This is a genomic window from Ilumatobacter sp. (genome assembly GCF_039969435.1).
In the GTDB taxonomy this organism is placed as follows: Bacteria; Actinomycetota; Acidimicrobiia; order Acidimicrobiales; family Ilumatobacteraceae; genus Ilumatobacter_A.
Genome location: NZ_JBDVNU010000006.1, coordinates 564,082 through 590,182, shown reverse-complemented (window position 1 = coordinate 590,182; position 26,101 = coordinate 564,082). Strand labels below are relative to the sequence as shown.

The following is a 26,101-nucleotide window of genomic DNA, read 5'->3' as shown; positions in this document are numbered from 1 at the left end:
GTCTGCTGTGGATCGTCGGAGCAGAGGGTCCAGCACCGCTCACCGGCGCTGCTACGCCTCGAGCCGGTAGCCCATCCCGCGCACCGTCTCGATGACGTGGTCACCGAGCTTCTTGCGCAGGTAACGGACGTAGACGTCGACGACGTTGGACCCGCCGTCGAAGTCGTATCCCCACACGTGGGACAGCAGTTGCTCACGAGCGAGCACCTGACCGGGATGACGCAGGAACATCTCGAGCACCGCGTACTCCCGTGCCGTGAGCTCGACCTGCTGACCGGCCACGACGGCGCGTCGGGTCAACATGTCGAGTGTGACCTCGCCGGCGGCCAGCACCGTCTCCTGCGTGGTCCCGCTGTCGCGGAGCTGCACGCGGATGCGGGCGAGCAGTTCCTCGAAGCTGAAGGGCTTGGTCAGGTAGTCGTTCGCCCCGCCGTTCAGACCCGTCACGCGGTCCTGCACGGAGTCGCGTGCGGTCAGGACGATGATCGGGAGCCGCTCGCCGCGACGCCGGATCTCGGCGAGTGCGGCGAGCCCGTCCTGGCCCGGCAGACCGAGGTCGAGCAGGAGCAGGTCATGGTCGGTGTCACGAGCGAGCGACGCAGCGGAGATGCCGTCGGCGACGGTCGTCGTGGTGAAGCCCGAGGAGCGCAAGCCCTTCTCGACGAAGTTCGCGATGCGAGCCTCGTCTTCGGCGATGAGGATTCTGGTCACGTGTGCGCACTCTCGTTCTGTCGATGGTCTGGATCGGTCTCGTCGGGCTGCCCCTGACCCGGGCTGTCGTGAGCGAGGTCCGTCTCGACCTCACCGAGACCGGCACCCGGCAGCACGATCGTGAACTCCGCACCGTGCCCGGGTTCGCTGGCCAGGTCGATGCGACCTCCGTGCGCCTGGACGATCGCTTGGACGATCGACAGACCCAGGCCCGCACCATCGGAGCGTCGCTGGTTCTGGCGGCCCCGTGAGAACCGCTCGAAGATGTGTGCTCGGTCGGCCGCTTCGATCCCGCGACCGGTGTCGGCGACCCAGAACCGGATCTCGGAGCCCGACCGGCTGCTCCCGAACCCGATCCGGTCACCCTCCTCGGTGTGCTCGACCGCGTTGCGGGCGAGGTTCAGCACCGCCTGCGTGAGACGGTCGCGGTCGACCACCAACTCGCCCGAGTCGGCGTGGTCGAGCGACCAGTCCCGCTCACCGAGCTTCGTGATCTTGGAGAACAACTCGATCGTCACGTCGCTCAGCTCGTGCTCCTCGAGCCGGACGAAGTCGGGTTGCTCGGCTTTGGCGAGCACGAGCAGGTCGTTGACCATCCGCGCCATCCGGTCGAGTTCGTCGGTGACGAGTGCGACCGTCTCGATCCGCTCCGCCGGGCTGTCGCCCATCAGTTCCAGGTGCCCGCGAACGATCTGGATCGGCGTCCGCAACTCGTGGCCGGCGTCGTCGACGAAGGAGCGCTGAATGGCGAAGGCGGTTTCGAGCCGATCGAGCATGCCGTTGAACGTCTGTGCGAGCTCGGCGATCTCGTCGTGTCCGTCGACGGGCAGTCGACGGGACAGATCGGTGTCGGTGATCGACTGGGCGGTCGCCGTGATCTCCCGCAGGGGTCGCAGCAGGCGACCGGCGATCACCCACGCCGCACCGATCGTGAGCAGGATCACGAGCGCGCTGATCAGCGCCTCGATCCTGATCGTGTCCTCGATCTCCTGACGCTCGTCCCTCACGAAGTTGGCCACGACGAACACCCCTGCCGTCTCACCCTCCGAACGCAACGGGATCGCGATGTAGTCGACCGGACCGGCCTCGGTGACGATCCTCGCGACCTCGCCGTTCGTCAGGTTCGTCCATCGCTCGACGAGCCGTTGGTCCTCGTCGAGACGTACGCCGTCGGGCGGTGCCGTCGTCGAGTACGCCATGCCGCCGACGAAGGTGAGGTAGACCTCGCCCTCGCCGGGCACGTTCCGCCGCAGGAACGTGTCGAAGATCGCCCGGACGTCGCCGTCGAACGGCTCCCCCGTGGTCGGGTCGCGACCCGCGGCGAGACGGGTGATCTTCACGCGCTCCTCGTCGAGTGACGTCGAGACCTCCTCGTCCAGGCGCGCCAGGACCACCGCCCGTTGGACGACGACGCCCACGGCGAATGCGCCGATGAGCAGCGCCGCCACGAAACCGAGCACACGCGACCGGAACCCGAATCTCGGCCGGCGTCGGGTGCGTCCGGCCCCTGGGTCGCTGACGTCATCCACGGCGGTCTCGATCAGTCGTCATCGTCGTCGCCATCATCATCGAAACCGTCGTCGTCGTCATCGTCGTCGTCGTCATCGTCGTCGTCGATCGGGGCTGGGGCCGGAGCCGGTGCCGGCGCAGGGGCCGGTGGCGGGGCCGGGGCCGGGGCCGGGGCCGGGGGTGGTGCCGGGGCCGGGGCAGGGGGCGCAGCGGGGACCGGTGCCGGATCCGGAGCGCCGGAGGTGGGCGCGTTCACCGGGTCGGACGCCGCCGGCGCAGGAACGGTCGTGGTCGTGGAGGGTCGGATGGTCGGCACGGGCACCACGGCCACGCCGGGCCCGTCGGTGGTCGGAGGTTCGTCGACCAGCGCCGGGTCGTTGCCCAACTGGATCGCCGGAACGGTGCGTGGCGGCTCGGGGGTCGACAAGGCACGTCCGATCGCGAATCCGATCGGGATGGTCGAACAGACGAGCAGTGCCAGCACCGCGCCGCGCATCGCCGTTCTCACGGGACCACTGTTGCGGCGCACGACGAGACGAACATGAAACGGAGATGAGAAGTTTCTCACGATCCGCGCCACCGTGCCTGCAGTCGAGCCACGCTTCGCCGACGGATGTCACGCCGGCGCACTTCGTGAGCGCGGTGACGACGGTGCCTAAGTTCCAGGAGGTGACCATGGAAGGCGACACATCGCAGTCCGCGTCACGAGAGAGCCACGCAGCCGTCATCGTGGCGGTCGGTGCCGACGACGGGTACGCCCGGCGGCTCCTCGTCACCGTGATCGGTGGCCTGATCGTCTTCTCGTCGTCGATGACCATCGTGTCGGCGTCATTGCCCACCATGGCCGATGACCTCGACTCCACCGAGTCGTTCCTCAGTTGGTCGGTCACCGGCCTGTTCCTCATGATGGCGGTCGGCACCCCGGTGCTCGGCCGGCTCGGCGACAGCCACGGTCACCGCAAGGTCTTCCTGCGCGGTTCGCTCGTGCTCGCTGTCGGAACCATGCTGTGTGGCCTGGCGCCGACCGCCGAGGCGTTCGTCGGTGCACGGATGCTCGTCGGGCTCGGAATCGCCGCGACCATGCCCAATGCGATGGCCTTGATCATGGAGGCGTATCCGGCGTCGCGCCGCTCGGAGGCGATGGGCTGGTTCCAGATGGCGATGACCGGCGCGCCGGTGATCGGGCTGATCGTGGGCGGACCGCTCATCGACCTGTTCGGTTGGCGCATCGTGTTCGCCATCCTCACGCCGGTCTCCTTGATCGGCTTCGCTGCCGCATGGCGCGTCATCCGCCCGTCGGCGGGACGCGATCGGGTCCAGATCGACTGGGCCGGAGCGGCGGGTCTCGGTATCGCCACGCTGGGCTTCCTGCTGTTCCTCGAGCGCGGCTCCTCTGCCGGTTTCGCCGACCCTCTCGCCGCGCTGCTCGCGCTCCTCGCCGTCGGCTCGATCGCTGTGTTCGTGCGGATCGAACGACGTGCACCGAAACCCATGTTGCGACTCGACTACTTCCGTCGATCGAACTTCACCGGACCGCTCATCGCCCAGCCCCTCAGTCAGTTCGCCTACATGGGCGCCTTCCTGATCGCTCCGCTCCTGCTCGACGACCTGTTCGGCTACTCCGTCGGAGCGATCTCGCTCGTGCTGCTCGCGCGTCCGTTGGTGTACAGCGTGTCGTCGCCCGTCGGCGGGCGCTTGGCGACCACCATCGGCGAGCGTCAGATGATCATCGCCGGCTCGGTGCTGATGGTCCTGTCGATGCTCACCTGGGTGCTCGCAGCGCACTGGGTGAACCTGGCGTTGATCATCCTCGGACTCGTGCTGTCGGGGCTGGCGATGGGACTGGCGTCGCCGTCGTACGCGACCACCATCGCCGCCGCGGTCGACGACGGCGACCTGGGCATCGCGAATGCGATGGGCACCACGATGATGAACATCGGGATGCTGACCGGGATCCAGACCATGTTCGTGGTGCTGGGCGACGGCCGAGGGCCGGACGACTTCGCGATGGTCTTCGGGTTCGGGGCGGTGGTCACCGCGTTCGGACTCATCGGCGGCTTCATGGTCGACGCGAGACCGCAGGTGGCGGGCCCAGAGCACTGACTCGTCAGTTGCCGACGTACTTGTAGCCGAATCGACCCTTGATGCAGAGGTTGCCGTGGGTGACGGAGTGGTCGACGGGCGAGGTGACCTTGACGATCTCGTTGTCCTGCACGTGCAGTTCGAGGTTGCAGCCCACGCCGCAGTAGGAGCACACGGTGCGGGTGATCGTCTGGTCCTCTTCGCGCCAGTTGCCGGCCTGGCGCAGGTCGAACTCGGTCGTGAACTGGAGCGCGTTCGTGGGACACACCGCGACGCAGTTGCCGCAGTAGACGCACGCCGAGTCGGGCAGGGCGACGTCGAATTCGGTCGAGATCCGATTGCCGAATCCTCGTCCCGCGACGGCGATCGCGAACGTGTGCTGGGCATCGTCGCCGCACGCCGAGACGCACTTGTAGCAGAGCACGCACTTGTCGTAGTCCCGGATGTACAACTCGTCCTGGATGCGGATCGGCTCGTCGATCACCTCGCGGTCGGCCAGGCCGCCGTGCTCGTAGCGGCTCACGTCGGCGTCGTACCGAGCGGAGTACCGGGCGATCTCGGGCGCCTGGGTCAGGTCCACGCCCGATCCGAGGAACTCCAGCACCATCTTGCGGCTGTGTCGCACCCGTTCGGAGTCGGTCCGGATCTCCATCCCGTCCTCGACCGCCCGTGAGCACGCCGGGGCCAGGGTGCGGTTGCCCTCCACCTCCACCACACAGACGCGGCACACGTTGACGGGTGTGAGGTTCTCGGCGAAGCAGATCGTCGGCGTGTCGATGCCCTGTGCGTTGCAGGCGTCGAGGATCGTCACCCCGTCGTCGACGGTCACGTCGGCGCCGTCGATGCGAACGGTCACCCGCGTCCCGGTCACGGACGGGTCGGTCACGAGCGCGCCCCGATCAGGCCGAGGCGGATGGCGGACTGCACGGCGCCCGACGCCGTGTGGCCCAGACCGCAGATCGACGCATCACCCATCGCACGTGCCATGTCGTCGATGAGCGCGTTGCGGTCGTCGGTCAGCGTGCCTCCCCGCTCCGACATCTCGACGAGGACTTCGCGCTGACGCACGACACCGACTCGGCACGGCACGCACTGGCCGCACGACTCGCCTTCGAAGAACCTGGCGATGCGCAGGACGAGCGAGGTGAAGCCGACCGTGTCGTCGAACAGGGTGATCACCCCCGAGCCGAGCGTGGTGCCCCGTTCGCGGGTGTCCTCCTGGGTCAGGGGCATGTCCATCTGGTCGGGGCCGATGAACGACCCAGCGGCACCACCCATCAGGATCGCCGCCGTCGCGCCGGTCGCTCCGCCTGCGAGCTCGACGACCTCACCGAGCGTGGTGCCCATCGGCACTTCGTAGATGCCCGGCACGGCGACGTGACCCGACAGACAGAACAGGCGGGTACCCGGTGACGCCTCCGTCCCGGCGAGCCGGTAGGTGTCGGCGCCATGCTCGACGATGAACAGCGCGTTGGCGAGCGTCTCGGGGTTGTTGACGGCCGTCGGCTCACCGAACAGACCGTGCGTCGACGGAAACGGCGGCTTGTTGCGCGGCTCTCCGCGGAACCCGGCGATCGACTCCATCAGCGCCGTCTCCTCTCCGCAGATGTACGCACCTGCGCCCCGTCTCAGTTCGATGTCGAAGCGGAGGCCCGAGCCGAGCACGTCGTCGCCGAGGAGCCCCGCTGTGCGGCACTGCTCGATCGCATTCGCCAGCCGCAGCGTGGCGAGCGGGTACTCGCCACGGATGTAGATCCATCCGTTCTCGGCACCCGTGGCGAGGCCGGCGAGCGTGAGGCCCTCGATCACGCAGAACGGGTCGTTCTCCATGACGATCCGGTCCTTGAACGTCCCCGGCTCGGACTCGTCGGCGTTCGCGATGACGTGCTTCGGGCGCCCGCGCTCGTCGGCGACACCCTGCCACTTGATCGCCGTCGGGAACGCTGCGCCGCCTCGACCGGAGAGGCCGGCGCCGCGGATCTCGTCGATCACCGCCTGGGGGCCGATGTCGATCCCGCGCTGCAGTGCGAGGTATCCGCCGTGGTCGCGATACGACGCCAGCGATGTCGGATCGACGACGCCGACGTTCCGCAGCAGACGAAGTTGCACATCGGGATCGGCGGCGCGCTGGGGCAGCGCGACGAGTTCGTCGGGTCGGTCGGCGGGAACGTGGTCGGGTTCGTCGCGACCCTGCACGAATCGTGCCGGTGCCTTCTCGCACTGCCCGAGACACGGCCCGCGATGGACCTTCTCACCCTGCGCCTCGAGTCGCTGCGCGAGGTCCTCGGCGCCGGCGATGTGGCACGCCGTGTCCATGCATACGTGGTGCACCGACTGCTCGTGGCCGGGGTCGGTCGTGCGGAACAACTCATAGAAGCTCGCCACCCCGAAGCCCTCCGCCGGAGGGACCTGGAGTGCGTCGCAGAGATGGTTCAGTCCGCCGGGGCTGATCCAGCCGGCGGTCGCCTGCAACGCGTGCAGCCCGGGGAGCAGCAGGTGGCGTCGATCGCGACGCCGCGCCGTACCACCCCGAACGGATCGCTCCGACTCGTGGATCACCGCGTGGTCGTCGGGGGCGATCACCGATGCGACCGCCGCCCTCTCCGCGTCGGTCGAGGTGTCGACGTGCAACTTCAGGTCCGCCACGGGTGTCCTCTCCGATCGCACCGAGGTGTCGCGCAGGTGTTGCGCGTGTCGGTGTCGCACGTGTCCGACACCGACATCAGGTACCGGTGGCGGGGATCGGGGCGTCGAGCTTGTCGATGCGGATGGCGGCGGCCTTGAACTCCGACGTTCCGGACCGCCGGTCCCACGCGTCGTTCGTGAGGAGGTTGATGTCGACGAGGTCGGGGAAGTGGTAGGTGGTGAAGGTGAGGCCGACGGGGATGTCGGGTTGCACCCTGACCGCCATCTCGACCGACCCGCGAGGCGAACTCACCCGGACCCGTTCGCCGTCGGCGATGCCCAGATCGGCGGCGTCGGAGGGGTTCAGGTCGAGCGCCTCGCCGTAGCGGATCGGCGACGTGTACCCGTTCGACTGGACTCCGGTGTTGTAGGAGTCGAGCGAGCGGCCCGTCGTCAAGCGGAGCGGGAACTCCTCGGTCAGCGCTTCCTTCGGCCCTTCGTGCTCGACGGGCGAGAACGGTGCCGGGTCGCGCCCGTCCAGATCGTCCGCCCACAACCAACCGTGGAGGAACGGCGAGCCCGGATGGTCGAGCGACGGGCACGGCCACTGCAGACCGCCTTCGGACTCGAGACGCTCGTACGACATGCCGGCGTGGAGCGGCGACAGCGAACGCAACTCGTCCCACAATTCCTGCGGGACGCTGGTGCCGAGGTCGACGCCCATCCGCTCGGCCAACGCGCACATGATGTCGAGGTCGTGGCGCGCCTCGCCGGGCGGAGCGACGGCCCCGCGCACCCGTTGCACCCGTCGCTCCGAGGAGGTGACCGTTCCGTCGCACTCGGCCCACGCCACCGACGCGGGGAACACCACGTCCGCCAACTCCGCGGTGCGGGTCATGAAGATGTCCTGCACGACGAGGCAGTCGAGGCCCCCGAGCACGGTGCGGGCGTGTTCGATGTCGGCCTCGGAATCGGCCGGGTTCTCCCCCACCACGTACGCCGCGGTCATCTCGCCGCGCTCCATCGCCTCGAACATCAGCGTCAGGTGGATGCCCTCGAGCGGGTTCAACTGCATCCCGTACGCGGCTTCGAACTTGGCACGGTGCTCGTCGTTGCCGATGTCCTGGAAGCCGGGCAGCTTGTTGGGCAGCGCGCCCATGTCGCCACCTCCCTGGACGTTGTTCTGTCCCCGCAGCGGAACGAGGCCCGAACCCCACCGACCCACGTGACCGGTGAGCAGTGCCAGGTTGCACAGCGACAGGACGTTGTCGACGGCGTTGTGGTGCTCGGTGATGCCGAGCGTCCACAGGATCTGACTCCTGCCACCCGCCGCATAGGCGTGAGCCACCTCGCGGATCGCCTCCGGCGGCACACCGGTGATCTCGGCGGCGGCATCGAGCGTGTACGCCTCGACCGACGCCGCGAACTCCTCGTACCCCTGCGTCGAGTGTGCGATGAACTCGGCGTTCGCGAGTCCGGCGTGGATGATCTCGCGTGCGATCGCATTGGCGAGAGCGATGTCGGTTCCGACGTCGATGCCGAGCCAGAGGTCGGCGAACTTCGACGACGAGGTGCGGCGCGGGTCGACGCAGTACATCGTCGCCCCGTTGTCGAGACCCTTCATCAGGTGATGGAAGAAGATCGGGTGCGCTTCACGCGCGTTGGAGCCCCACAGGAGGATGACGTCGGCATGCTCGATCTCCTCGTAGGACACCGTGCCGCCTCCCGCTCCGAACACTGTCGCCAGACCGACGACGGACGGAGCGTGTCAAGTCCGGTTGCAGGAGTCGATGTCGTTCGACCCCATCACCATCCGAGCGAACTTCTGCCCCAGGTAGTTGACCTCGTTGGTCGCCTTCGAGCAGGAGAACATCCCGAACGCATGGGGCTGGGACCCGTCGGCGACCCGGGCGCGGGCGGCACCGAGCCCCGCTGCGGCCCGGTCGAGGGCTTCCTCCCAGGACGCCGGGCGCAACGGCCGGTCCTTGGCATCACGCACCATCGGGCTCGTCAGCCGGGGGAGTTTCGGCGAGGCGAGCCGAGCTCGGGTCGCTGCCATCGGGTCGGACCGGTTCGTGCGCTCACGCATGCCCATGTCCCGAAGTTACCTCGCCGGTCCATCTCCGTAATGGCCAGCGGCCCGTCATCCGGAACGAATCCATCATGCGGAACGCGGGCGCGAACACGTGTCCGTCGAAAGGCGAAACATTTGGCGGACTCCCCGAACGCGGTGGTTCGGCTCGCTATCGTGGACCACCATGCGCGACGAGTGGGATGATCGGCAGCACGACGCTGGACCCGGTCGTCGACGAAGCCAGTCGACGCAGTTTTCCAAGCCCGTCGAGCAACGACGACGCGAAGTGGCCCTCGGCCTCGGCCTGGTCGGTGTGCTCGGCCTCGCCGCACTCGGTGCAGTCGTCACTGCGGGCGGCGAGTCCTCGTCCGTCGCCACCGCCGATGCACCCGACCAGGCACTGGAGGACATCGACGCAGCCATCGACGCCAGCGAACAGGCCGCTGCGGCCGACGACGGTCTCGTCGAAATGGTCGACGTCGAACTCGCCGGCCTCGCCGACCCGGATCCCGACGTCGACGGCGCACCGGAGGAACAGGAACGCTCCGACGGTGGATGCACGATCGGTGCCCTGTCGTTGCGTCTCGGCGCCACCGGCGACGGGGTCACGTGCCTGCAGGACGCGCTGGCGGACGAGGGGTACTTCTCCGGAACGTCGAACGGCGAGTTCGGGCAGAGCACCTTCGACGCGGTGATGGCGTACCAGCAGGCCGAGGACATGTTCGTCGACGGAGTCGTCGGCCGTGAGACCGCACTCGGGTTGGCCGTCTGGCCGGACGAGGAATCGTTGGTGACCCGCACGCCCAAGCCGGCGCCCGGAGCCACCGACCTGTGGGGCGTGGAGCTCTCGCCCGTCGGCTCCGCCGGCGACGACGCTCCCCCACTGCCCGAGAACTCGGGCTCGGGCTACCGTGTCGTCTACGACCGAGCGGGCCAGCGTGTCTGGGCGGTGGACGAGAACGAACGGATCATCCGATCGTGGCTGGTGTCCGGAAGCACGTACGCGAACGAGATCCCCGGTACGCACCAGGTGTACAGCCGGTCCGAGATGTCCACGGCGTGGAACGGCAAGGCCTACCTTCCGAACATGATCCGTTGGCTCAAGACCGAGCGCGGTGCGATCGGATTCCACGGCATCCCCACCAAGGTCTCCACCGGCGAGGTGTACCAGACCAGCGACGAACTCGGCACCCGTCTCTCGGGCGGCTGCCAGCGCCAGCACAACCTCGACGCATCGTTCCTCTGGGGCTTCGCCCCGGTCGGAACCACCGTCGTCGTCACCTGACGACACTCACCGTCGCCCGGTGAGCGGACGTCAGATCTTCCAGCGGGATTCGGCGCCGGCGTGGCCCGTACGGATCAGCCAGACCGTGGTGGCCACGACGGCGACGGCGGCCAGCACCTGGAGCACCAGCACCAGTCGAGCACCGGTCGCGGGGGCCACTGCCGCCGACACTGATCGCGTCGACTGCCTCCGGACGACGAAGGCAGCGATGCCGACCGCGGCGGCCAGCACCAGCCACACGATGCCCAGCACGAACGTCTGACCGGCCAGGTCCTCGTGGCGATCGATGTCGCCGAAGACGTTGTTCGCGGCTTTCGCCGATTCGCCCGACTCCTTGGCGACGAAGAGCATCACGACCATCACGAGGGCGAGGCCTGCGAGCGGAATCGCTGACCGCTCACGCCACGTGCGACGGAACAGCACGACGATCGACACGATCGCCAGGATCGGGATCAGCACGATCGGCGCGTGGACTGCCAAGGGGTGTGTCGGGACCCCGAAGGTCTCGTCGAAGATTCCTGCGATCATCGCGTCGGCTCCGGTCCCGATGCGGTCAGGAGACGGTGATGTCGAGGCGCTGACCCTGGCCGGCGTGGCTGCTCCCGCCACCACCCAGGTTGCACAGCAGGACGTAGTTGCCGGGCGCGAGCGTGACCGTGAGATCCTCGCTCGACCCGCCACCGAGCCGACCGGTGCGACCGATCAGGGCGCCGGTGGGCAACTCGTCCTCGATGACCGAGCCGCCTTCGGCGAGTGGGAGCGACTCGTAGCCCTCGCCCGCGATCACCACGAACTCGTGCGGGAAGCTCCCGCCGTTCGTGGCGGAGAACGTGATCTCGCCGGCGGCGTAGTCGGTGGGGGCCTCGATCGCCCATTCGACCAACGTCACCGCCGCCGCCGATGCCGCCTCGGGCGTGTCGTCACCACCCGGAGGGGCCGCGTCGGTGTCGCTCGGTTCGCTCTCGGGCGGCGCGACGGTGTCGCCGGTCGTCTCGGTTCCGGGCGCCTCGGTTCCGGGCACCTCGGTTCCGGATGCCCCGGGCTCGACCGGGTCGGTGGCGACGGGTTGATCGGTCGTGTCGGCGGCGGTTCCGTCGACCTCGGTGAAGCCGCCGGAATCATCGGCGGAGGTCTCGGGGGCGGGTGTCGACGCCACGGTGTCGGCGTCGCCGTCGGACGATCCGCCGCACGCAGCGAGGACGAAGGTGAGCGAGACAGCGACCGGGAGTGCCCGGCGGATGGTGATCATGAGGGGACCGTAGTGGAGCAGAGCACCCCGGGGCAGGTCATGCGCGATGACGGCGCAGGTCCACGCGATCGAGCCGAGCGACGTCATGAGGCGGTGAGATCCCGAGGATCAACCGATCGACGCCCAACCCCTCGTACCGCTCGATCCGCGCCGGTGCGTCGGCCACGTCGTCGAGGGAGTCGAGCACGCTCACCTCGAAGTCGACCGGACGTTCCCGTCCGATCCGACCGAGCAGTTCGTCGAGCGCACCGGTTCGTCGCACGTTCACCCCGTCGGCCACCTCGAGCGCGATCTCGACGGTCGGCCACGCCGACGCCCCGACGACGATCGGTGGACACGGCGAGGAGTCCACCACCGCCGCCGACCTCTGCGAGCCGACATCGTCGCCGTCGCCGTCGGCATCGTTCCAGATGGCCCGGAGCGACGAGATCGTGTCGACCAGACGCCGACGCCGCGCCGCCGCATCACCCAGCACCGTGCCGATGGCCTCGTGCTCGACCGCGAAGCGCGACCCGGGCGCAGCACCCGACCCCACGCCCAGGCGCACCCGTCCCGCAGCGATCGACTGGAGGGAGTTCACCGCCGACGCCAACTGCGCAGGATGGCGGTTGACGACGTTGGCCACCAGCACGCCGACCTCGATCTGCTCGGTGACCGCGGCGATCGCCCCCAGGCACACGAACGGGTCGCGTGACCAGGAGCGACCCACCACGGCACCACTGAAGTGATCCGCGACCCAGATGCACCCGGCATCATTCGATTCCGCGGCACGGGCGAGCGACATCATGTCGGGCACCGATGCGTCGAACGGATTGATCGCCAGGTCGATCAGCACCGTCGCAGCGTAGGCCTGCACCGACGTACCCTGGGCCGGGTGGCCGGACCCCGCTCAGCGCTGACTCCCACCGAGGTCGACACCTACCTCGCGCGCCTCGGCATCGAACGCTCCGAGGCCACCGCCGACCTCGCCGGCCTGAGCAGGATCCACCGTACGCACCTCGAACGGATCCCGTTCGAGAACCTGGACATCGTCTTCGGTGGCGGCGTCGAGCACGACCGCGACGCGGCGATCGTCAAGATCCTCGCCGACGTCCCTCCGCCCGGAGGTCAGCAGCACGACGACCCGCCCCGTGGCGCCGGCCGCGGCGGCTGGTGCTTCGAACTCAACGGGTCGCTCGCTCTCCTGCTCGAGGCTCTCGGCTTCGACGTCCGGTTGCTGGGCGCCGCCGTCCTCCTCGGTGGTCCGAGCGAGATCGTCGAGCATCTCCTGCTGGAGGTGTCGTCACCGGATCTCGCGCCACATCTCGCCGACGTCGGATTCGGCAACAGCTTCGACCTCCCCCTCGCTCTCAACACGCCGGGCGCTCAAGCGGCGGGATCGGGCGTGTTCGAGCTGATCGGCAGTCCGCAGGGCACGACGGTGACCCGCCATGTCGGCGGCGTGCCCGAGGCGCTCCTGCGCTTCAAGCGGGTGGCCCACTCGTTCGACGACTTCGGGCCGATCGCTCGGTCGATGCAGACCGATCCGGACAAACACTGGCGGAGCAAGCCGTTCGCCACCCGCCGCTTGACCGATGCCGAGGTCGAGACCGACGTCGAGCAGGGCGATGCGGTCGGTGTGCGGCGCGTGACGCTCCTCCACGATCGGATCAAGATCGAGCGCAACGGCCACCTCGACGAACGGCTGGTCGCACCCGGCGAATGGGACCGGGCCCTGGCCGACTGGTTCGTCATGACCCGACCGGGACCCTGGCCCACAGCGACATGACCCACCCGACTCGGCGGCTGCCTCGCGGCGCCCCGGTGTCTCGGTGTCAGCTCGCCGACGAGGATCGAGGTTCGTGGCTCACGTCGTGAGGGCCGAGCTCGCGGGTCCACGCTGCGAGTTCGAGCGAGATGCCATCGGGATCGGTGAAGTAGACGGAACGGACGAACACGTCGTCGGTGAGCTCGCGCGACACCCCCCACTCGCTGTCGTCGTGATTCCACACCTCCGTGCAGTCGACTCCCGCTGCGCGCAGCGAGTCGACGCACCGGTCGATGTCGTCGGCCGACACGCCGAACGCGACGTGGTTCATCGAGCCGTGGGCGGAGACGATGTCGCCCTGGTCGGGACGGTGGGCGGGAGCGCTCACGCCGGGCACCCCGGCCGGTGCGTGCGGGAACCAGAAGAAGGCGAGCGAGTCTCCGTTGCCGCAGTCGAAGAAGAAGTGCTGACCGCCACCGGGGATCTCGATGGTCTTGGTCAACGGCATCCCCAGCACACCGGAATAGAAGTCGACGGTGCGAGCCATGTCGCTGCTCACGAGGGCGAGGTGGTTGACGCCACGGAAGTCGATACCGGCCATGAACCATCCTCGCACCAACCCGACAGCCCGGTACGGTCGGGGCGTGCCTCGTCGCCCCGCCATCGGCCAGCCCGCACCCCGCTTCGAACTCCCCGCCCACGGTGCCGTCGCGGGATCCCCCACGTGGTCGCTCGACGACGAACTCGACCGAGGGTTCACGTCGCCGCAGGACTCCGACACCGGCACGGGCACCGCGGGCGCCGGTCGAGCCGTCGTGTTGATCTTCCATCGGCACATCCATTGACTGCCATGTGCGGAACACGCGGCCGCCGTGCGCGACCGACTCGACGAGGTGGCGGGTCCCGATGGTGAGCGGGCGTCGGTCGTGATGATCACGTTCACGACGAGCGGCGAACTCGTCGGCTACCAGCAACGACGCCGGCTGCCCTTTCCGATCCTGCTCGACACCGACCGGCGGGTGTACGACGCCTATGGCATGGGTCGCGGTTCGTTCCTCGACGTGTGGGGTCGGCGCGCGCTCCTGCGCTATTGGCAGATCCTGCGTCCGTCGGGACCCGGCGGTCGCCGCGATCTGCACCCGGCCACCGAGGACACCCGCCAACTCGGCGGCGACATCGTCATCGCGTCCGACGGACGAATCGCATGGGGTCACTGGAGCGAACGTTCGACGGATCGACCGAGCGTCGACGACATCGTCCGCGCCGTGACCGAGGCGACGGCGGGTGTGCGACCGTGAGCGATCCCGCACTCGTGCGCCACCTCCCGAGACGAGATCCGCAACGTCCCGAGGACGACCTGTCCGACGCGGTGTTCGACGGCTTCGCCGCGTGGTGCGCGGAACTCGGGATCGAGATGTACCCGGCCCAGGAGGAGGCGATCTTCGAACTGCTGGTCGGCAACCACGTGATCCTCAACACCCCGACCGGGTCGGGCAAGTCACTCGTTGCGACGGCCGCGCACTTCGCCGCTCTCGCGACGGGCCGACGCAGCTACTACACGGCGCCGATCAAAGCGCTCGTGAGCGAGAAGTTCTTCGCCCTGTGTCGCGACTTCGGGTCGGAGAACGTCGGGATGATCACCGGCGACGCCTCGGTCAACCCCACGGCGCCGATCATCTGCTGCACGCAGGAGATCCTCGCCAACCAGGCACTGCGAGACGGACCCGACACCGACGTCGACGTGGCGATCGTCGACGAGTTCCACTACTACGGCGACCCGCAACGGGGCTGGGCGTGGCAGGTGCCGCTGCTCGAACTGCCCCACGTGCAGTTCGTGCTGATGTCGGCCACGCTCGGCGACGTCGGGTTCTTCCAACGTGACCTCACGGCGCGTACGGGACGCGAGACGTCGGTGGTCAAGTCGGCGCATCGCCCGGTGCCGTTGCACTTCGAGTACCGCACGTCGACGTTGCACCAGTCGATCGAGAGCCTGCTCGAATCAGGCCGTGCACCGATCTACGTCGTGCACTTCACGCAGAAGGACGCGACGGACGCAGCCCAGAACTATCTCGCGCTCGACCCGCTCACGAAGGACGAGAAGGCGCGCATCAAGGAGATGATCGGTGGGTTCCGCTTCGACTCCCCCATCGGCAAGGACCTCAGGCGGTTCCTCACGGCCGGGGTGGGCGTGCACCACGCCGGGCTGCTGCCGAAGTACCGACTGCTCGTCGAGAAGCTCGCCCAGGACGGTCTGCTGAAGATCATCTGCGGCACCGACACACTGGGCGTCGGCGTCAACGTGCCGATCCGTTCGGTGCTGTTCACGCAGCTCTGCAAGTACGACGGCACGTCGGTGAGGATCCTCTCGAACCGCGAGTTCGCGCAGATCGCGGGTCGCGCCGGGCGCAAGGGGTTCGACGATCGGGGCGACGTGTGGGTACAGGCACCCGAACACGTGGTGGAGAACCTGCGTCTCGCGGAGAAGTCGGAGACCGCGAACTCGAAGAAGAAGCCCGTGAAGAAGAAGGCGCCCGATCGCAACTTCGCCATGTGGGACCAGAACGTGTTCGAGAAACTGGTCGACGGCGCACCCGAGGAACTGCGGTCGCACTTCCACGTCAACCACCAGATGATCATGTCGATGCTCGACCGCCCCGTCCGCGCCGACGGCGTCGACGGGTGTGCGTCGATCCGGCGCCTGCTCACCACCAACCACGAGACCCGCAAGCGTCAGCGGGGCCACATCCGGCGGTCGATCGCGGTCTACCGATCACTCGTCGACGCCGGCATCCTCGAGTTCCTCGACGAACCCGACGACGAGGGTCGTCGCGTCCGCGTCACCGTCGACCTGCAGGACGAGTTCGCGCTCCACCAGCCACTCTCCCTCTGGGCTCTCGAGGCGGTCCTCGAACTCACCGAACAATCGGCTCCGATCGTCGATGACGTGGGACCGGACGGGACCGAATCGGATGACGACACCGTTCCGGCCCCCGACGACGGGTGTGGAGTGGGTCAGACCCCTGCCACACCCGCTCCGGCGCGGAGCAACGAGGTCGATCACGCGCTCAACGTGCTCTCGGTGATCGAGGCGGTGCAGGAGAACCCGGGCGTGATCATCGCCGCCCAGGTGAACGAAGCCAAGTCGGCGCTGATGTCGGAGATGAAGGCCGCCTACGTCGAATACGAGGAGCGGATGGAACGTCTCGCCCAGGTGGAGGCTCCCAAGCCGAACCAGGACTGGACCTACTCCAGCTTCAACCGGTTCCGGATGCGGCATCCGTGGGTCGGTGGCGACACGGTGAAACCGAAGTCCGTGGTGCGCGAGTTGTACGAACGGTCGATGACCTTCGGCGAGTACGTGTCGCACTACGGGTTGAAGCGGTCCGAAGGCGTGGTCCTGCGATACCTGTCCGACGTGTACAAGGGCCTCAGACAGAACGTCGCCGAAGAACTCCGCACGGAGGAGATCGACGACCTCACGGTGTGGCTCGGCGCAGTCGTGCGACAGGTCGACTCGAGCCTGATCGACGAGTGGGAGCGCCTGATCGATCCGGGCGACGACCCTGCGAACGTGCCGGTGCGCTCCAATGCGAACGGCACCGTCATGGACGACACCCGGGCGTTCCGGGTGATGGTCCGCAACGCCATCTTCGAGTGGACCCAACGACTGGCGGCGAGACGCGGGTACGACGTGCTCGTCGCCGCGGCCGTCGACGCGTCGGAGTTCGCCGAGATCGAGGACGTGGCCGCACGACTCGCTCCCTACTGGGAACAGTTCGACCGGATCGACGTCGGCCCGGACGCCCGCAGCCCCGAACGGTTCGTCCACGAGCCCGCGAGCGGCCGCGTCGCCCAGATCCTGCTCGACCCGGAGGAGACGAACGAGTGGCGGATCGAGGCCGTGATCGACGTCGAGGCCTCGATCGACCAGCAGCGCGCGGTCCTGCGTTTCGTCGACATCGTCCACGACGCCTGACGTTCATCCGGTGTCAGACACCGAATGAACGGACTGTCATCTGATGTCTGACACCGGATGACTGACCGGATGACTGCCCGCCGGACCGTCGGTGCCGGGTTCGTAGATGTGGAGTTCGAGGTCCGCGGAGTGGAGCGGAGCGACGAGCCGCCATGCGGCCACGACGTCATCGATGCGGGCGAAGTGGCGGGTCGCACCGGAGAGGGCGTTGTCGAGCATGACCGCGTAGTCTCCGAGTTCGCCGTGATCCTCGGGCGCACAAGCCACGATCGTGGTCGGGACGGTGTCGTGGGTGGACGGGTCGAGGATGCCGATGTCGATGGCGACCGACGCCCGCGGCTTCACCTCGAAGCGGATCCGGTTCTCGACGAGATCCGGACCGGGTGATCGCAATGTGATCGTGGCCACCGTCGAATCCGACGACAGTGCCTTGCCGGTGCGGATCGTGACCGGCACGTCCCGCCACCGGTCGGTGTCGATCGTGGTGCGTGCCTCGACGAACGTCTCCACCTGGGAGTCGTCGTCCACGTCGTCCAGGTCGCGATATCCGGCGTACTGGCCGATCACGGCGACCTCGGGATCGAACGGAACGACGGTGGCGAGCAACGTCGACCGTGCGGTGTGGTACGCCTCGTCGGAGTCGTCGTCGGGACGCTCCATCGTGAGCACGGCGAGCATCTGCAGCAGATGGTTCTGCACGACGTCGTCGATCGCACCGACGGATTCGTAGAACGAACCGCGTCCGTCGACGTCACCCTCCTCATGCATCTCGATGTCGATCCGCTCGACGAACCGGCTGCACATGCTGTTCTCGATGAGGGGGTTCGACGTGCGCACGGTCAGCATGTTCTCGATCGCCGACTTGGCGAGGAAGTGATCGACGATGAACAGCCTCGATGGGTCGAGCGCTTCGACGATCTCGTCGTACAACTGGCGTGACGATTCGACGTCGTTGCCGAACGGCTTCTCGCACACGAGGCGAGTGGTCTCGGGCAACGACGAGCCGGCGATCCCCCGCGCGACGTCGCCGAAGATGCCGGGCGGCAGGGCGCCGTACACGACCGGCCGCGCGGTGCCGTCGAGTCGGTCCACGAGCGCGTCGTAGGTGGCGGGGTCCGTGGAGTCGCCCGAGACGTAGCTGAGTTCGATCGCGTCGACCACCTCGGGATCGACCGCCCCGCCGCTGGCTGGTGTGTAACCCGCCAGCGACTCCTCGAGCATGTCGTCGAGTTCCTCGTCGGTGTACTCGGACCGACCGACACCCACGACCGGGATGCCCAACCTCCCCGAGGCCTGCAGTTCGTACAGCGCCGGGAACAGCTTCTTCTCCCCCAGGTCACCGGTCAGCCCGAACATCACCAGCGCGTCGGCCCGCTCCACATCGTTCGTCGTCATCTCGCAGTCCTACCCGATCCGAACGACCCGAACCACACGGTCGGCCTCGTGCCGGGCACGGACCAGACCCACCCGGGCAAGGAGCGCTCAGCGTGGTTCCGACCGAGCGTGATCAGGAATGTGATCCGCCCACGACTGGAGGCACTCGGCCAGCGGATCCGCCCAGGAGTCGTACCAACCCTGGATCGTGGAGAAGCCGAGGCTCCTCGCCTGGTCGAGTTGCTCGGATGTCTCGATGCCCTCGGCGACGACCCGATGCACTGGTCGCCGAGGGTTGAGACCTTCCCTCGGGACGCGCAACGGCCCCGCCGCCACACCGAAGTGGGGAGACGGGGCCGTCGGGCGTCGCAGGTCGGGGTCGCCCCCGGCCCGTCACGTCATGGTCAGAAGTTGCCGAGCTCCATCACCTTGGTGAAGGCCGCCGCGAAGTCCTTGACGAACTTCGCTTCGGAACCGGCCTGTCCGTAGATCTCCGAGATCGCACGGAGCTGGCTGTTCGCACCGAAGATCAGGTCACAGCGTGTGGCCGTCCACTTCACCGAACCGCTCGCACGGTCGGTTGCCTCGAACACCGACTCGGTGTCGTTGGTGGGAGCCCACGTCACGCCGAGGTCGAGGATGTTCGTGAAGAAGTCGTTCGACAGCACTTCGGTGCGGTCGGTGAGCACGCCGTGCGTGGTCCCACCGGTGTTGGCACCGAGCACGCGCAGGCCCCCGACGAGGACGGTCATCTCCGGAGCGGAGAGCGTGAGCAACTGCGCACGATCCACGAGGATCTTCTCGGGCGGGAGCGTGGCGCCCTTGCCCTCGAAGTTGCGGAAACCGTCGTACGTCGGCTCGAGCGGCTCGAACGAGTCGATGTCGGTCATCTCGGCGGTGGCGTCGCCGCGACCGGTCGAGACCGGCACGGTCACGTCGTGGCCGGCAGCCTTGGCCGCCGCTTCGACGGCAGCAGCGCCGCCGAGCACGATCAGGTCGGCCATCGACACGGTGCCCGAGAAGTTCGACTGGATCTCCTCGAGCTTGCCGAGGACCCGACGCAGCTGGTCGGGCTGGTTGACATCCCACGTGATCTGGGGTTCCAGGCGAACACGGGCGCCGTCGGATCCGCCGCGCTTGTCGCTGTCACGGTACGTCGAGGCCGACGCCCAGGCGGTGGCGACCAGCTCGGAGATCAACAGACCGGAGTCCATGATCTGGCCCTTGAGTGTTGCGACGTCGGCGTCGCTGAGCTCGGTGCCCTGCTCGACCGGATCCTGCCAGATGAGCACTTCGTCGGGCACTTCCGGACCGAGGTAGCGGACCTTCGGACCCATGTCGCGGTGGAGCAGCTTGAACCAGGCGCGAGCGAACTTGTCCGCCAACTCGTCCGGGTTCTCGAGGAAGCGCTGACAGATCTCGGCGTAGACCGGGTCGACCTTCATCGCCATGTCGGCGTCGGTCATCATCGGCTGGAACTTCAGCTCACCGGTGGCTGCGTCGGGCACCGTGTTGGCGAGTGCATCGCCGACCGGCTTCCACTGTGACGCTCCGGCGGGGCTGGTGGTGAGTTCCCACTCGTTGTTCAGCAGGGTCTCGAGGTAGCTGTTGTCCCACTGGATCGGCGTGGCCGTCCACGCGCCCTCGATCCCCGAGGTGATGGTGTCGGTGCCGACACCCGAACCGAAGGAGTTCTTCCAGCCGAGCCCCATCTGCTCGATGGGGGCGCCCTCGGGCTCGGGACCCACGTGCACCTCGGCATCACCGGCGCCGTGCGCCTTGCCGAAGGTGTGGCCACCGACGGTGAGGGCCACGGTCTCCTCGTCGTTCATGGCCATGCGGCTGAAGGTCTCACGGATGAGGCGGGCGGTGCCGAGGGGGTCGGACTTGCCCATCGGGCCTTCGGGGTTGACGTAGATCAGACCCATGTGGGCGGCGCCGAGCGGCTTGTCCAGGTTGCCCTGGGCGTCGGTGCGTTCGGATCCGAGCCATTCGGTCTCGGGACCCCAGTAGATGTCGTCCTCGGGAGCCCAGATGTCGGCGCGTCCGCCGCCGAAGCCGAAGGTCTCGAAGCCCATGGTCTCCATGGCGACGTTGCCGGTCAGGAGGAGCAGGTCGGCCCAGCTGATCGAGTTGCCGTACTTCTGCTTGATCGTCTGCAGCAGGGCGCGAGCCTTGTCGAGGTTGCCGTTGTCGGGCCACGAGTTCAGCGGCGCGAAGCGCTGCGCTCCGGTGCCGCCGCCACCGCGGCCGTCCTCGATGCGGTAGGTGCCGGCTGCGTGCCAGGCCATGCGGACGAAGAACGGGCCGTAGTGGCCGTAGTCGGCCGGCCAGTAGTCCTGGCTGTCCGTCATCAGGTCGGCGAGATCCGACTTGAGTGCCTGGTAGTCGAGGGCGAGGAAGGCCTCGGAGTAGTCGAAGTCGTCACCGAGCGGGTTCGAAGCCGGATGGCCCTGGTGGAGCATCCGCAGGTCGAGCGCATTCGGCCACCAGTGCTGCGCAGCAGTGAAGCCCTTCGCGGTGTGCGCGGCGCTCGGGCCGTGCATCACCGGGCATCCCGTCGCATCGCTGTCGTTGATCTCCCAGACGTCTGATTCGTTGCTCATTGCTACTCCTTGTGTTGACGGTTGTGTTGACGGTTCTTCGGTGCCTGCGGTGGGTGTTCGGGTGCTCGACCGTGGTGGCTCACGCGTCGGAACGGACTCGGTTCACCTGGCAGGTCGGACAGTGACCCCAGTACACGACTTCGGCTTCGTCGATGTCGAACCCGTGGTCGTCGTGAGCGGTGAGGCACGGAACGTCGCCGACGGCACAGTCGACGTCGAACACGTCACTGCACCCGCGACAGATCAGGTGATGGTGGTTGTCGCCCACCCGATCCTCGTAGCGCGCCGCCGCTCCGGCGGGTTGGATCCGACGCACGAGATCGTGGTCGATCAGGACGCTGAGCGAGTCGTAGACCGCCTGGCGAGAGATCGATCCGATCACCGAACGAACATCGTCGGCGACCTCGTCCGCTGTCGTGTGTGGCCGCGCCGACACCGATCGCATGATGGCCAGCCGCTGGGCTGTCACCCTGACCCCCCGCTCTCGCAGGAGTTGATCGATACCGTCGGTCACTGAAGATCAGACTAACACCAAGACTGGACTCAGTCAACTCTTGTCAGACGCGCTGCACCTGTACGAGCAGTTCTCGGTTCCGTACGTCGATCAGGTGCGGCATGTACCGACCGAGGACCGCCTTCTCGGCGATCAGTCCGAGCGGTCCGAGCGGTGCCTCGAACTCGACCTCGTCGATCATCTCGGTCGAGCCATCGCCGAGGTCGGTGAAGACGTGGAGATGACGGAACGACGCGAACGGCCCCTTCACCTGTTCGTCGACGAAGGAGTGCGGACGGTCGAACGCGGTGATCTGGGACGTCATCGTCCACCAGATGCCGAAGTGACGCGCTCTCCACGTGACGTCGTCGCCGAGCCGCATTCCTCCCGCCTCGACACCACCGACGATCTGCTCGCCGGAGTCGGAGAACGACTCGAGATGGACGTCGACATCGAGCGCCAGGTCGAAGCACCGTTCGGTCGACGCCGGCAGGACCGTGCGGCGCGAGAACCGGACGCCCATCAGGTGGATCCGATCGACTGACGTGGCGGACTGCGGGTGCCGGACGACGGCGCGGCACCGACAGAGGACTCGGCCAGCACGTCGGTGAGCACCCCGATCCGCCCCGACCTCGCTCCGCCCGACACGCGCACGGCCCCCTCGCACATCGCGACCCACATCGCCGTCTGGAGTTCCTTGGCGATCCGGAGGCCGAGGTGCAGGACCGTGAACGCCCGGTCGCCGCCGCGAGCCCAGGACCGGATGCGGAAGGTGAAGTCGTGCCCACCGCCCGGACGCTCGACGTGATCCGTGGTGTCGAAGCGGATGTGACCGGCCTCCATGTGGCCGTCCAGCGTCTGGAGGAGGAGCTCGTCGTCGTCCGCCCGCACGACCCGGACCGGGCCGTTCCACGGGCCGGGCAACTCGACGACCAACTCGTCGCCGACCCGCAGGTCGGTCGCAGGCCGATCGTCGCGGACGAAGGCGGCGATGCGGTCGTCGTTGAGTTCGCCCGGGCGCTCGAGGAGCACGCGCATCACCGCGGCGGGGCCGAGCGCAGCACCTGTGATGCGCACCTCGTAGGACCTCATCACCATCGGGCCGACGCCATCGGCGGCGGTCTGGACCTCGCTGCCGCCACCCGCCTGGTCTCCGGCCGCCTGGTCTCCGGTTCGGGTCGGTGGGGGCTCACGCAGCCGGTCGACGGTCTGCGTGCTCTCGTCGATCCTGCGGCGTCGCCAGAGATGGTGGAGCATGAACGGCGCAACGGTGAACACGGCCCGGCCGATGTTGCGCAACGTCGACAGGTGGCCGGCGGAGACGGGCGGGGACACGGATCCGGTCTACCCACGCCGCCGACGTCTCAAGCGCCGCACCGAATCGGCACGCGATCTGTTTGGCCGATGCGGTTCGTGGGGTACGGACCCGATCTCACCTGCCGGCGCAGGCAGTCGATCGAGCACTCGCAGGAGTTCCACCCATGGCCGCAACCGACGACATGAAGATCGAGACGACCTCGGACGGGCCGTTCATGGTCCACCACGTCACCGTCCGAGACGCCGACTACGTGACGGCCGCCGACGGTGCGCCGATGACGTGGTCGTTCGGAGAGGCACTCGACGTCGACGGCGACTCCGTGGCACTGTGCAGGTGCGGGCAGTCGTCGGACAAGCCGTTCTGCGACGGATCGCACCACGACGCCGACTGGGATCCGACCGACGCCGACTCGTCGGGCGAGTCCTACGAGCAGCGCGCACGTCGCAAGCAGAGCCCGAAGGACGGCTACGAGATGCTCGACGACACGCCGTTGTGCATGCACGCCGGTCTGTGCGGCACGGCCAAACAGACGGTCTGGCAGATGATGCCGTCGACCGACGACCCCGAGGTGCGCGGTCAGGTGATCCGAATGGTCGAGAAGTGTCCGTCGGGGAGACTGTCGAACGTGGTCGACGGGTCGATCGTCGAGCCGGCCCTGCCCGCCGAGGTCAACGTCGTCCCCGACGGACCGCTCTGGGTGACCGGAGGGATCACCGTCACGAACGCCGCGGGCGACCAGCTCGAGACTCGGAACCGGGTCACGCTGTGCCGCTGCGGAGCCTCGGGCAACAAGCCGCTCTGCGACGGAACACACGAGGACATCGGCTTCGAAGGCTGAGGTCACGACCAATCTGTGGAGTACCCCCGGGTCATACTCGGGAGATGGATCTCGACGGCGCACTGAGGGAACTGACCGGGCGCGACGACGCCGCGTTCCGCGATCACCAACGCGAAGCGGTGGAAGCGCTGGTCGATCGTCAGCGGGTGCTCGTCGTGCAGCGCACGGGGTGGGGCAAGTCGGCGGTGTACTTCCTCGCCACGTACCTGTTGCGTGAGCAGGGCATGGGGCCGACGTTGTTGATCTCGCCGCTGTTGGCGCTGATGCGCAACCAGATCGAGGCGGCAACGCGACTGGGGCTGCGGTGCATGACCGTCAACTCGTCCTCCGCGACCACGGTCGACGAACTCGCCGATGCGCTGAACGCCGACTCCCTCGATCTGATCCTGGTGTCTCCCGAGCGTCTTGCGAACCCCGAGTTCGCGATGAAGGTGATGCCGATGTTGGAGGAACGGCCCGGGATGATGGTCATCGACGAGGTGCACTGCATCTCGGACTGGGGTCACGACTTCCGGCCCGACTACCGGCGCATCGGCCGGATGATCGACGAGTACGGCCGGGCTGCCGCCGAACGGGTGCCGATCCTCGGGTGTACGGCCACGGCGAATTCGCGGGTCGTCGACGACGTGGCCGAACAACTCGGCGCAGAGCTGACGACGTTCCGCGGGGCGCTGGGCCGGTCCGGACTGGGCCTGGGCGTGGTGAACCTGCCGGCGCAACCCGAGCGTTTGGTGTGGCTGGCCGAACGGCTCGAATCGATCCCGGGTTCGGGCATCGTCTACTGCCTGACGATTCGCGACACGCTCGCCGTCGCCGACTGGTTGCAGTCACGCGGCATCGACGTGGCGGCCTACTCGGGCGCCACCGACGCCGACGAGCGAGAGGTGCTGGAGAAGAGGTTGCAGTCGAACGACCTCAAGGCACTGGTGGCAACGAGCGCTCTGGGGATGGGGTACGACAAGCCCGACCTGGGCTTCGTCATCCACTTCCAGATGCCCGGCTCCCCCATCGCCTACTACCAGCAGGTCGGGCGGGCCGGGCGGGCACTCGACCAGTCGGCGGCGATCCTGCTGGTCGGCCAGGAGGATCTCCAGATCCAGAACCACTTCATCGACCGGGCCTTCCCGCCGCCCGAACAGGTCAACGAGGTGATCGCGATCGTCGACGCCACCAGTGGTCCGATCGGGGTCCGGGACATCGCGAGCGAGGTCAACGTCAAGTGGAGCGACCTGGAGTCGATCCTCAAGCAGCTCGACGTCGAGGGCGCCGTGAAGCGGGTCAAGGGCCAGTCGTACGAACGGACCGGGCAACCGTTCGAGTATCCGACCGAGCGGGTCGCCAACGTCACCGAAGCCCGCAGGTTCGAGCAGCAGTTGATGCTCGACTACGCCGAGACCTCGGGCTGCCGGATGCAGTTCCTCACCACACTCCTCGACGACCCGGCCGACGACCCGTGCGGCATCTGCGACAACTGTCGGCGTGCCGGACGCCTCGCCGACGGAGCGTCGGCGATCGACGCCCTCGTCGACTCCGGCGTGTTCGCCGCGTTCGACCCCGACCCGGCCTCACTCGAACGCGCTGCTCGGTTCCTGCGCAACCGACCCATTGTGCTGGCCCCGAAGAAGATGGGTGTTGCCGCCGACCAGCGCAGCGAGTCCGGCCTGGCGTTGGCGGTCTGGGGCGACGACGGCTGGGGACGGGACGTCGAACGTGGCAAGTATCGCGACCACCGCTTCTCCGACGAGTTGGCCGAGGCGGTCGCCGTGATGGTGCGGGACTGGGCGCCCGACACGCCGATCGAATGGGTCACCGCCGTGCCGTCCGATCGCAGCGGCGACCTCGTCCCCGACGTCGCGGCACGGGTGGCGTCGTCGCTCGGCCTCCCGTTCCTCGCTGCCGTGACGCGTGCAGCCGATCGCCCTGCGCAGGAGGAGATGGCGAACAGCGCCTACCAGCAGTCGAACGTGGAGGGCGCGTTCGCCACCGCTGGCGACGTCCCACCGGGCGCGGTCCTGCTGATCGACGACCTGATCGATTCGGGCTGGACGCTCACCGAGGTGGGTCGGGTGTTGCGTCGAGCAGGCAGTGGCCCGGTCATGCCGGTCGCACTGGCGACCACCCCGATCCGCAGCTGAACCGGAGCGGCAGCGTGGCCCTGTCCGAGCGGCCGGGGGCGACCATCTACGATCGCGACACCCACGTCTGACCGTCACG

24 protein-coding genes are annotated in these 26,101 nt (G+C 68.0%); 8 read left to right on the top strand and 16 right to left on the bottom strand.

Features of this window, described 5'->3' with window-relative positions; genetic code table 11:
• Positions 1-51: 51 nt before the first annotated feature.
• The 3 genes from ABJK40_RS03515 to ABJK40_RS03505 form a co-directional block, all read right to left on the bottom strand.
• Entirely contained in the window at positions 52-711 is a 660-nt protein-coding gene (locus tag ABJK40_RS03515) for a response regulator transcription factor (protein WP_348481191.1), read from the bottom strand.
• Positions 708-2,159, bottom strand: coding sequence for an ATP-binding protein (locus ABJK40_RS03510; RefSeq protein WP_348510147.1), 1,452 nt, complete (start codon positions 2,157-2,159; stop codon positions 708-710). Before ABJK40_RS03510 ends, ABJK40_RS03515 begins: the two co-directional genes overlap by 4 nt.
• A gap of 92 nt (positions 2,160-2,251) precedes the next feature.
• Positions 2,252-2,728, bottom strand: a complete 477-nt coding sequence (locus ABJK40_RS03505; protein ID WP_348510146.1) for a hypothetical protein — start codon at positions 2,726-2,728, stop codon at positions 2,252-2,254.
• Positions 2,729-2,862: 134 nt separating this feature from the next.
• On the opposite strand from ABJK40_RS03505, the gene ABJK40_RS03500 reads away from it, so the two are divergent.
• On the top strand, positions 2,863-4,323 hold the full coding sequence (locus ABJK40_RS03500; RefSeq protein ID WP_348510145.1) for an MFS transporter: 1,461 nt from the start codon (positions 2,863-2,865) through the stop codon (positions 4,321-4,323).
• 4 nt (positions 4,324-4,327) lie between these two features.
• On the opposite strand, the gene ABJK40_RS03495 is transcribed toward ABJK40_RS03500, so the two are convergent.
• The 3 genes from ABJK40_RS03495 to ABJK40_RS03485 form a co-directional block, all read right to left on the bottom strand.
• Positions 4,328-5,158, bottom strand: a complete 831-nt coding sequence (locus ABJK40_RS03495; protein ID WP_348510144.1) for a 2Fe-2S iron-sulfur cluster-binding protein — start codon at positions 5,156-5,158, stop codon at positions 4,328-4,330.
• A 26-nt stretch (positions 5,159-5,184) separates the two neighbouring features.
• Positions 5,185-6,948, bottom strand: a complete 1,764-nt coding sequence (locus tag ABJK40_RS03490; protein ID WP_348477946.1) for an NAD(P)H-dependent oxidoreductase subunit E — start codon at positions 6,946-6,948, stop codon at positions 5,185-5,187.
• 76 nt (positions 6,949-7,024) lie between these two features.
• Positions 7,025-8,986, bottom strand: coding sequence for a molybdopterin-dependent oxidoreductase (locus ABJK40_RS03485; protein ID WP_348478084.1), 1,962 nt, complete (start codon positions 8,984-8,986; stop codon positions 7,025-7,027).
• 199 nt (positions 8,987-9,185) lie between these two features.
• Here ABJK40_RS03485 and ABJK40_RS03480 point away from each other — a divergent pair, with 199 nt between their 5' ends.
• Positions 9,186-10,286, top strand: coding sequence for a L,D-transpeptidase family protein (locus tag ABJK40_RS03480; protein ID WP_348477947.1), 1,101 nt, complete (start codon positions 9,186-9,188; stop codon positions 10,284-10,286).
• Positions 10,287-10,316: 30 nt separating this feature from the next.
• Here ABJK40_RS03480 and ABJK40_RS03475 read toward each other — a convergent pair whose 3' ends face one another.
• The 3 genes from ABJK40_RS03475 to ABJK40_RS03465 are packed head-to-tail and all read right to left on the bottom strand — an operon-like array spanning position 10,317 to position 12,391.
• A complete protein-coding gene (locus tag ABJK40_RS03475; protein ID WP_348477948.1) occupies positions 10,317-10,814 on the bottom strand; it encodes a DUF2231 domain-containing protein in 498 nt (165 codons plus the stop codon).
• Between the two features lie 25 nt (positions 10,815-10,839).
• Positions 10,840-11,535, bottom strand: a complete 696-nt coding sequence (locus ABJK40_RS03470) for a hypothetical protein (RefSeq protein ID WP_348477949.1) — start codon at positions 11,533-11,535, stop codon at positions 10,840-10,842.
• Positions 11,536-11,572: 37 nt separating this feature from the next.
• On the bottom strand, positions 11,573-12,391 hold the full coding sequence (locus ABJK40_RS03465) for an LLM class flavin-dependent oxidoreductase (protein ID WP_348477950.1): 819 nt from the start codon (positions 12,389-12,391) through the stop codon (positions 11,573-11,575).
• A gap of 18 nt (positions 12,392-12,409) precedes the next feature.
• Here ABJK40_RS03465 and ABJK40_RS03460 point away from each other — a divergent pair, with 18 nt between their 5' ends.
• Positions 12,410-13,303 carry an arylamine N-acetyltransferase gene (locus ABJK40_RS03460; RefSeq protein ID WP_348477951.1) on the top strand — a complete coding sequence of 298 codons (894 nt, stop codon included), beginning with the start codon at positions 12,410-12,412 and terminating at the stop codon, positions 13,301-13,303.
• A gap of 46 nt (positions 13,304-13,349) precedes the next feature.
• Here the strand turns inward: ABJK40_RS03460 and ABJK40_RS03455 are convergent, their stop codons facing one another.
• Positions 13,350-13,883, bottom strand: coding sequence for a VOC family protein (locus ABJK40_RS03455; RefSeq protein ID WP_348477952.1), 534 nt, complete (start codon positions 13,881-13,883; stop codon positions 13,350-13,352).
• Positions 13,884-13,926: 43 nt separating this feature from the next.
• Here ABJK40_RS03455 and ABJK40_RS03450 point away from each other — a divergent pair, with 43 nt between their 5' ends.
• The 3 genes from ABJK40_RS03450 to ABJK40_RS03440 are packed head-to-tail and all read left to right on the top strand — an operon-like array spanning position 13,927 to position 17,258.
• Positions 13,927-14,127 (top strand): hypothetical protein, encoded by a 201-nt coding sequence (locus ABJK40_RS03450; protein ID WP_348477953.1) that lies wholly within the window; start codon positions 13,927-13,929, stop codon positions 14,125-14,127.
• Positions 14,128-14,154: 27 nt separating this feature from the next.
• Complete coding sequence (locus ABJK40_RS03445) at positions 14,155-14,580, top strand: AhpC/TSA family protein (protein WP_348477954.1); 426 nt, start codon at positions 14,155-14,157, stop codon at positions 14,578-14,580.
• Between the two features lie 14 nt (positions 14,581-14,594).
• Entirely contained in the window at positions 14,595-17,258 is a 2,664-nt protein-coding gene (locus tag ABJK40_RS03440) for a DUF3516 domain-containing protein (protein WP_348478085.1), read from the top strand.
• 36 nt (positions 17,259-17,294) lie between these two features.
• Here ABJK40_RS03440 and ABJK40_RS03435 read toward each other — a convergent pair whose 3' ends face one another.
• The 6 genes from ABJK40_RS03435 to ABJK40_RS03410 all read right to left on the bottom strand — a co-directional run bounded on the left by ABJK40_RS03435 (position 17,295) and on the right by ABJK40_RS03410 (position 23,066).
• A complete protein-coding gene (locus ABJK40_RS03435) occupies positions 17,295-18,653 on the bottom strand; it encodes a hypothetical protein (RefSeq protein WP_348477955.1) in 1,359 nt (452 codons plus the stop codon).
• Between the two features lie 87 nt (positions 18,654-18,740).
• Positions 18,741-18,914 carry a hypothetical protein gene (locus ABJK40_RS03430; RefSeq protein WP_348510143.1) on the bottom strand — a complete coding sequence of 58 codons (174 nt, stop codon included), beginning with the start codon at positions 18,912-18,914 and terminating at the stop codon, positions 18,741-18,743.
• Positions 18,915-19,036: 122 nt separating this feature from the next.
• Positions 19,037-21,238: a catalase/peroxidase HPI gene (katG, locus tag ABJK40_RS03425; protein WP_348510142.1), complete on the bottom strand. Its 2,202-nt coding sequence runs from the start codon at positions 21,236-21,238 to the stop codon at positions 19,037-19,039.
• Positions 21,239-21,317: 79 nt separating this feature from the next.
• Complete coding sequence (locus tag ABJK40_RS03420; RefSeq protein WP_348477957.1) at positions 21,318-21,752, bottom strand: Fur family transcriptional regulator; 435 nt, start codon at positions 21,750-21,752, stop codon at positions 21,318-21,320.
• Between the two features lie 43 nt (positions 21,753-21,795).
• Positions 21,796-22,254 carry an SRPBCC family protein gene (locus ABJK40_RS03415; protein ID WP_348477958.1) on the bottom strand — a complete coding sequence of 153 codons (459 nt, stop codon included), beginning with the start codon at positions 22,252-22,254 and terminating at the stop codon, positions 21,796-21,798.
• Positions 22,254-23,066 carry a hypothetical protein gene (locus ABJK40_RS03410; RefSeq protein ID WP_348477959.1) on the bottom strand — a complete coding sequence of 271 codons (813 nt, stop codon included), beginning with the start codon at positions 23,064-23,066 and terminating at the stop codon, positions 22,254-22,256. Before ABJK40_RS03410 ends, ABJK40_RS03415 begins: the two co-directional genes overlap by 1 nt.
• A gap of 146 nt (positions 23,067-23,212) precedes the next feature.
• Between ABJK40_RS03410 and ABJK40_RS03405 the strand changes: the two genes are divergently transcribed.
• Positions 23,213-23,887: a CDGSH iron-sulfur domain-containing protein gene (locus ABJK40_RS03405; protein ID WP_348477960.1), complete on the top strand. Its 675-nt coding sequence runs from the start codon at positions 23,213-23,215 to the stop codon at positions 23,885-23,887.
• A gap of 44 nt (positions 23,888-23,931) precedes the next feature.
• The gene (locus ABJK40_RS03400; protein WP_348477961.1) at positions 23,932-26,022 is read left to right on the top strand and encodes a RecQ family ATP-dependent DNA helicase; all 2,091 of its coding nucleotides are present in this window, start codon (positions 23,932-23,934) and stop codon (positions 26,020-26,022) included.
• Positions 26,023-26,101 lie beyond the last annotated feature (79 nt).

Excerpts from the sequence above, each read along its gene's own strand:
- ABJK40_RS03415 (WP_348477958.1), bottom strand. The coding sequence starts at position 22,254 with ATGGGCGTCCGGTTCTCGCGCCGCACGGTCCTGCCGGCGTCGACCGAA.
- ABJK40_RS03405 (WP_348477960.1), top strand. The coding sequence starts at position 23,213 with ATGGCCGCAACCGACGACATGAAGATCGAGACGACCTCGGACGGGCCG.
- ABJK40_RS03480 (WP_348477947.1), top strand. The coding sequence starts at position 9,186 with ATGCGCGACGAGTGGGATGATCGGCAGCACGACGCTGGACCCGGTCGT.
- ABJK40_RS03435 (WP_348477955.1), bottom strand. The coding sequence starts at position 18,653 with ATGACGACGAACGATGTGGAGCGGGCCGACGCGCTGGTGATGTTCGGG.
- ABJK40_RS03455 (WP_348477952.1), bottom strand. The coding sequence starts at position 13,883 with ATGGCCGGTATCGACTTCCGTGGCGTCAACCACCTCGCCCTCGTGAGC.
- ABJK40_RS03470 (WP_348477949.1), bottom strand. The coding sequence starts at position 11,535 with ATGATCACCATCCGCCGGGCACTCCCGGTCGCTGTCTCGCTCACCTTC.
- katG (WP_348510142.1), bottom strand. The coding sequence starts at position 21,238 with ATGAGCAACGAATCAGACGTCTGGGAGATCAACGACAGCGATGCGACG.
- ABJK40_RS03400 (WP_348477961.1), top strand. The coding sequence starts at position 23,932 with ATGGATCTCGACGGCGCACTGAGGGAACTGACCGGGCGCGACGACGCC.
- ABJK40_RS03475 (WP_348477948.1), bottom strand. The coding sequence starts at position 10,814 with ATGATCGCAGGAATCTTCGACGAGACCTTCGGGGTCCCGACACACCCC.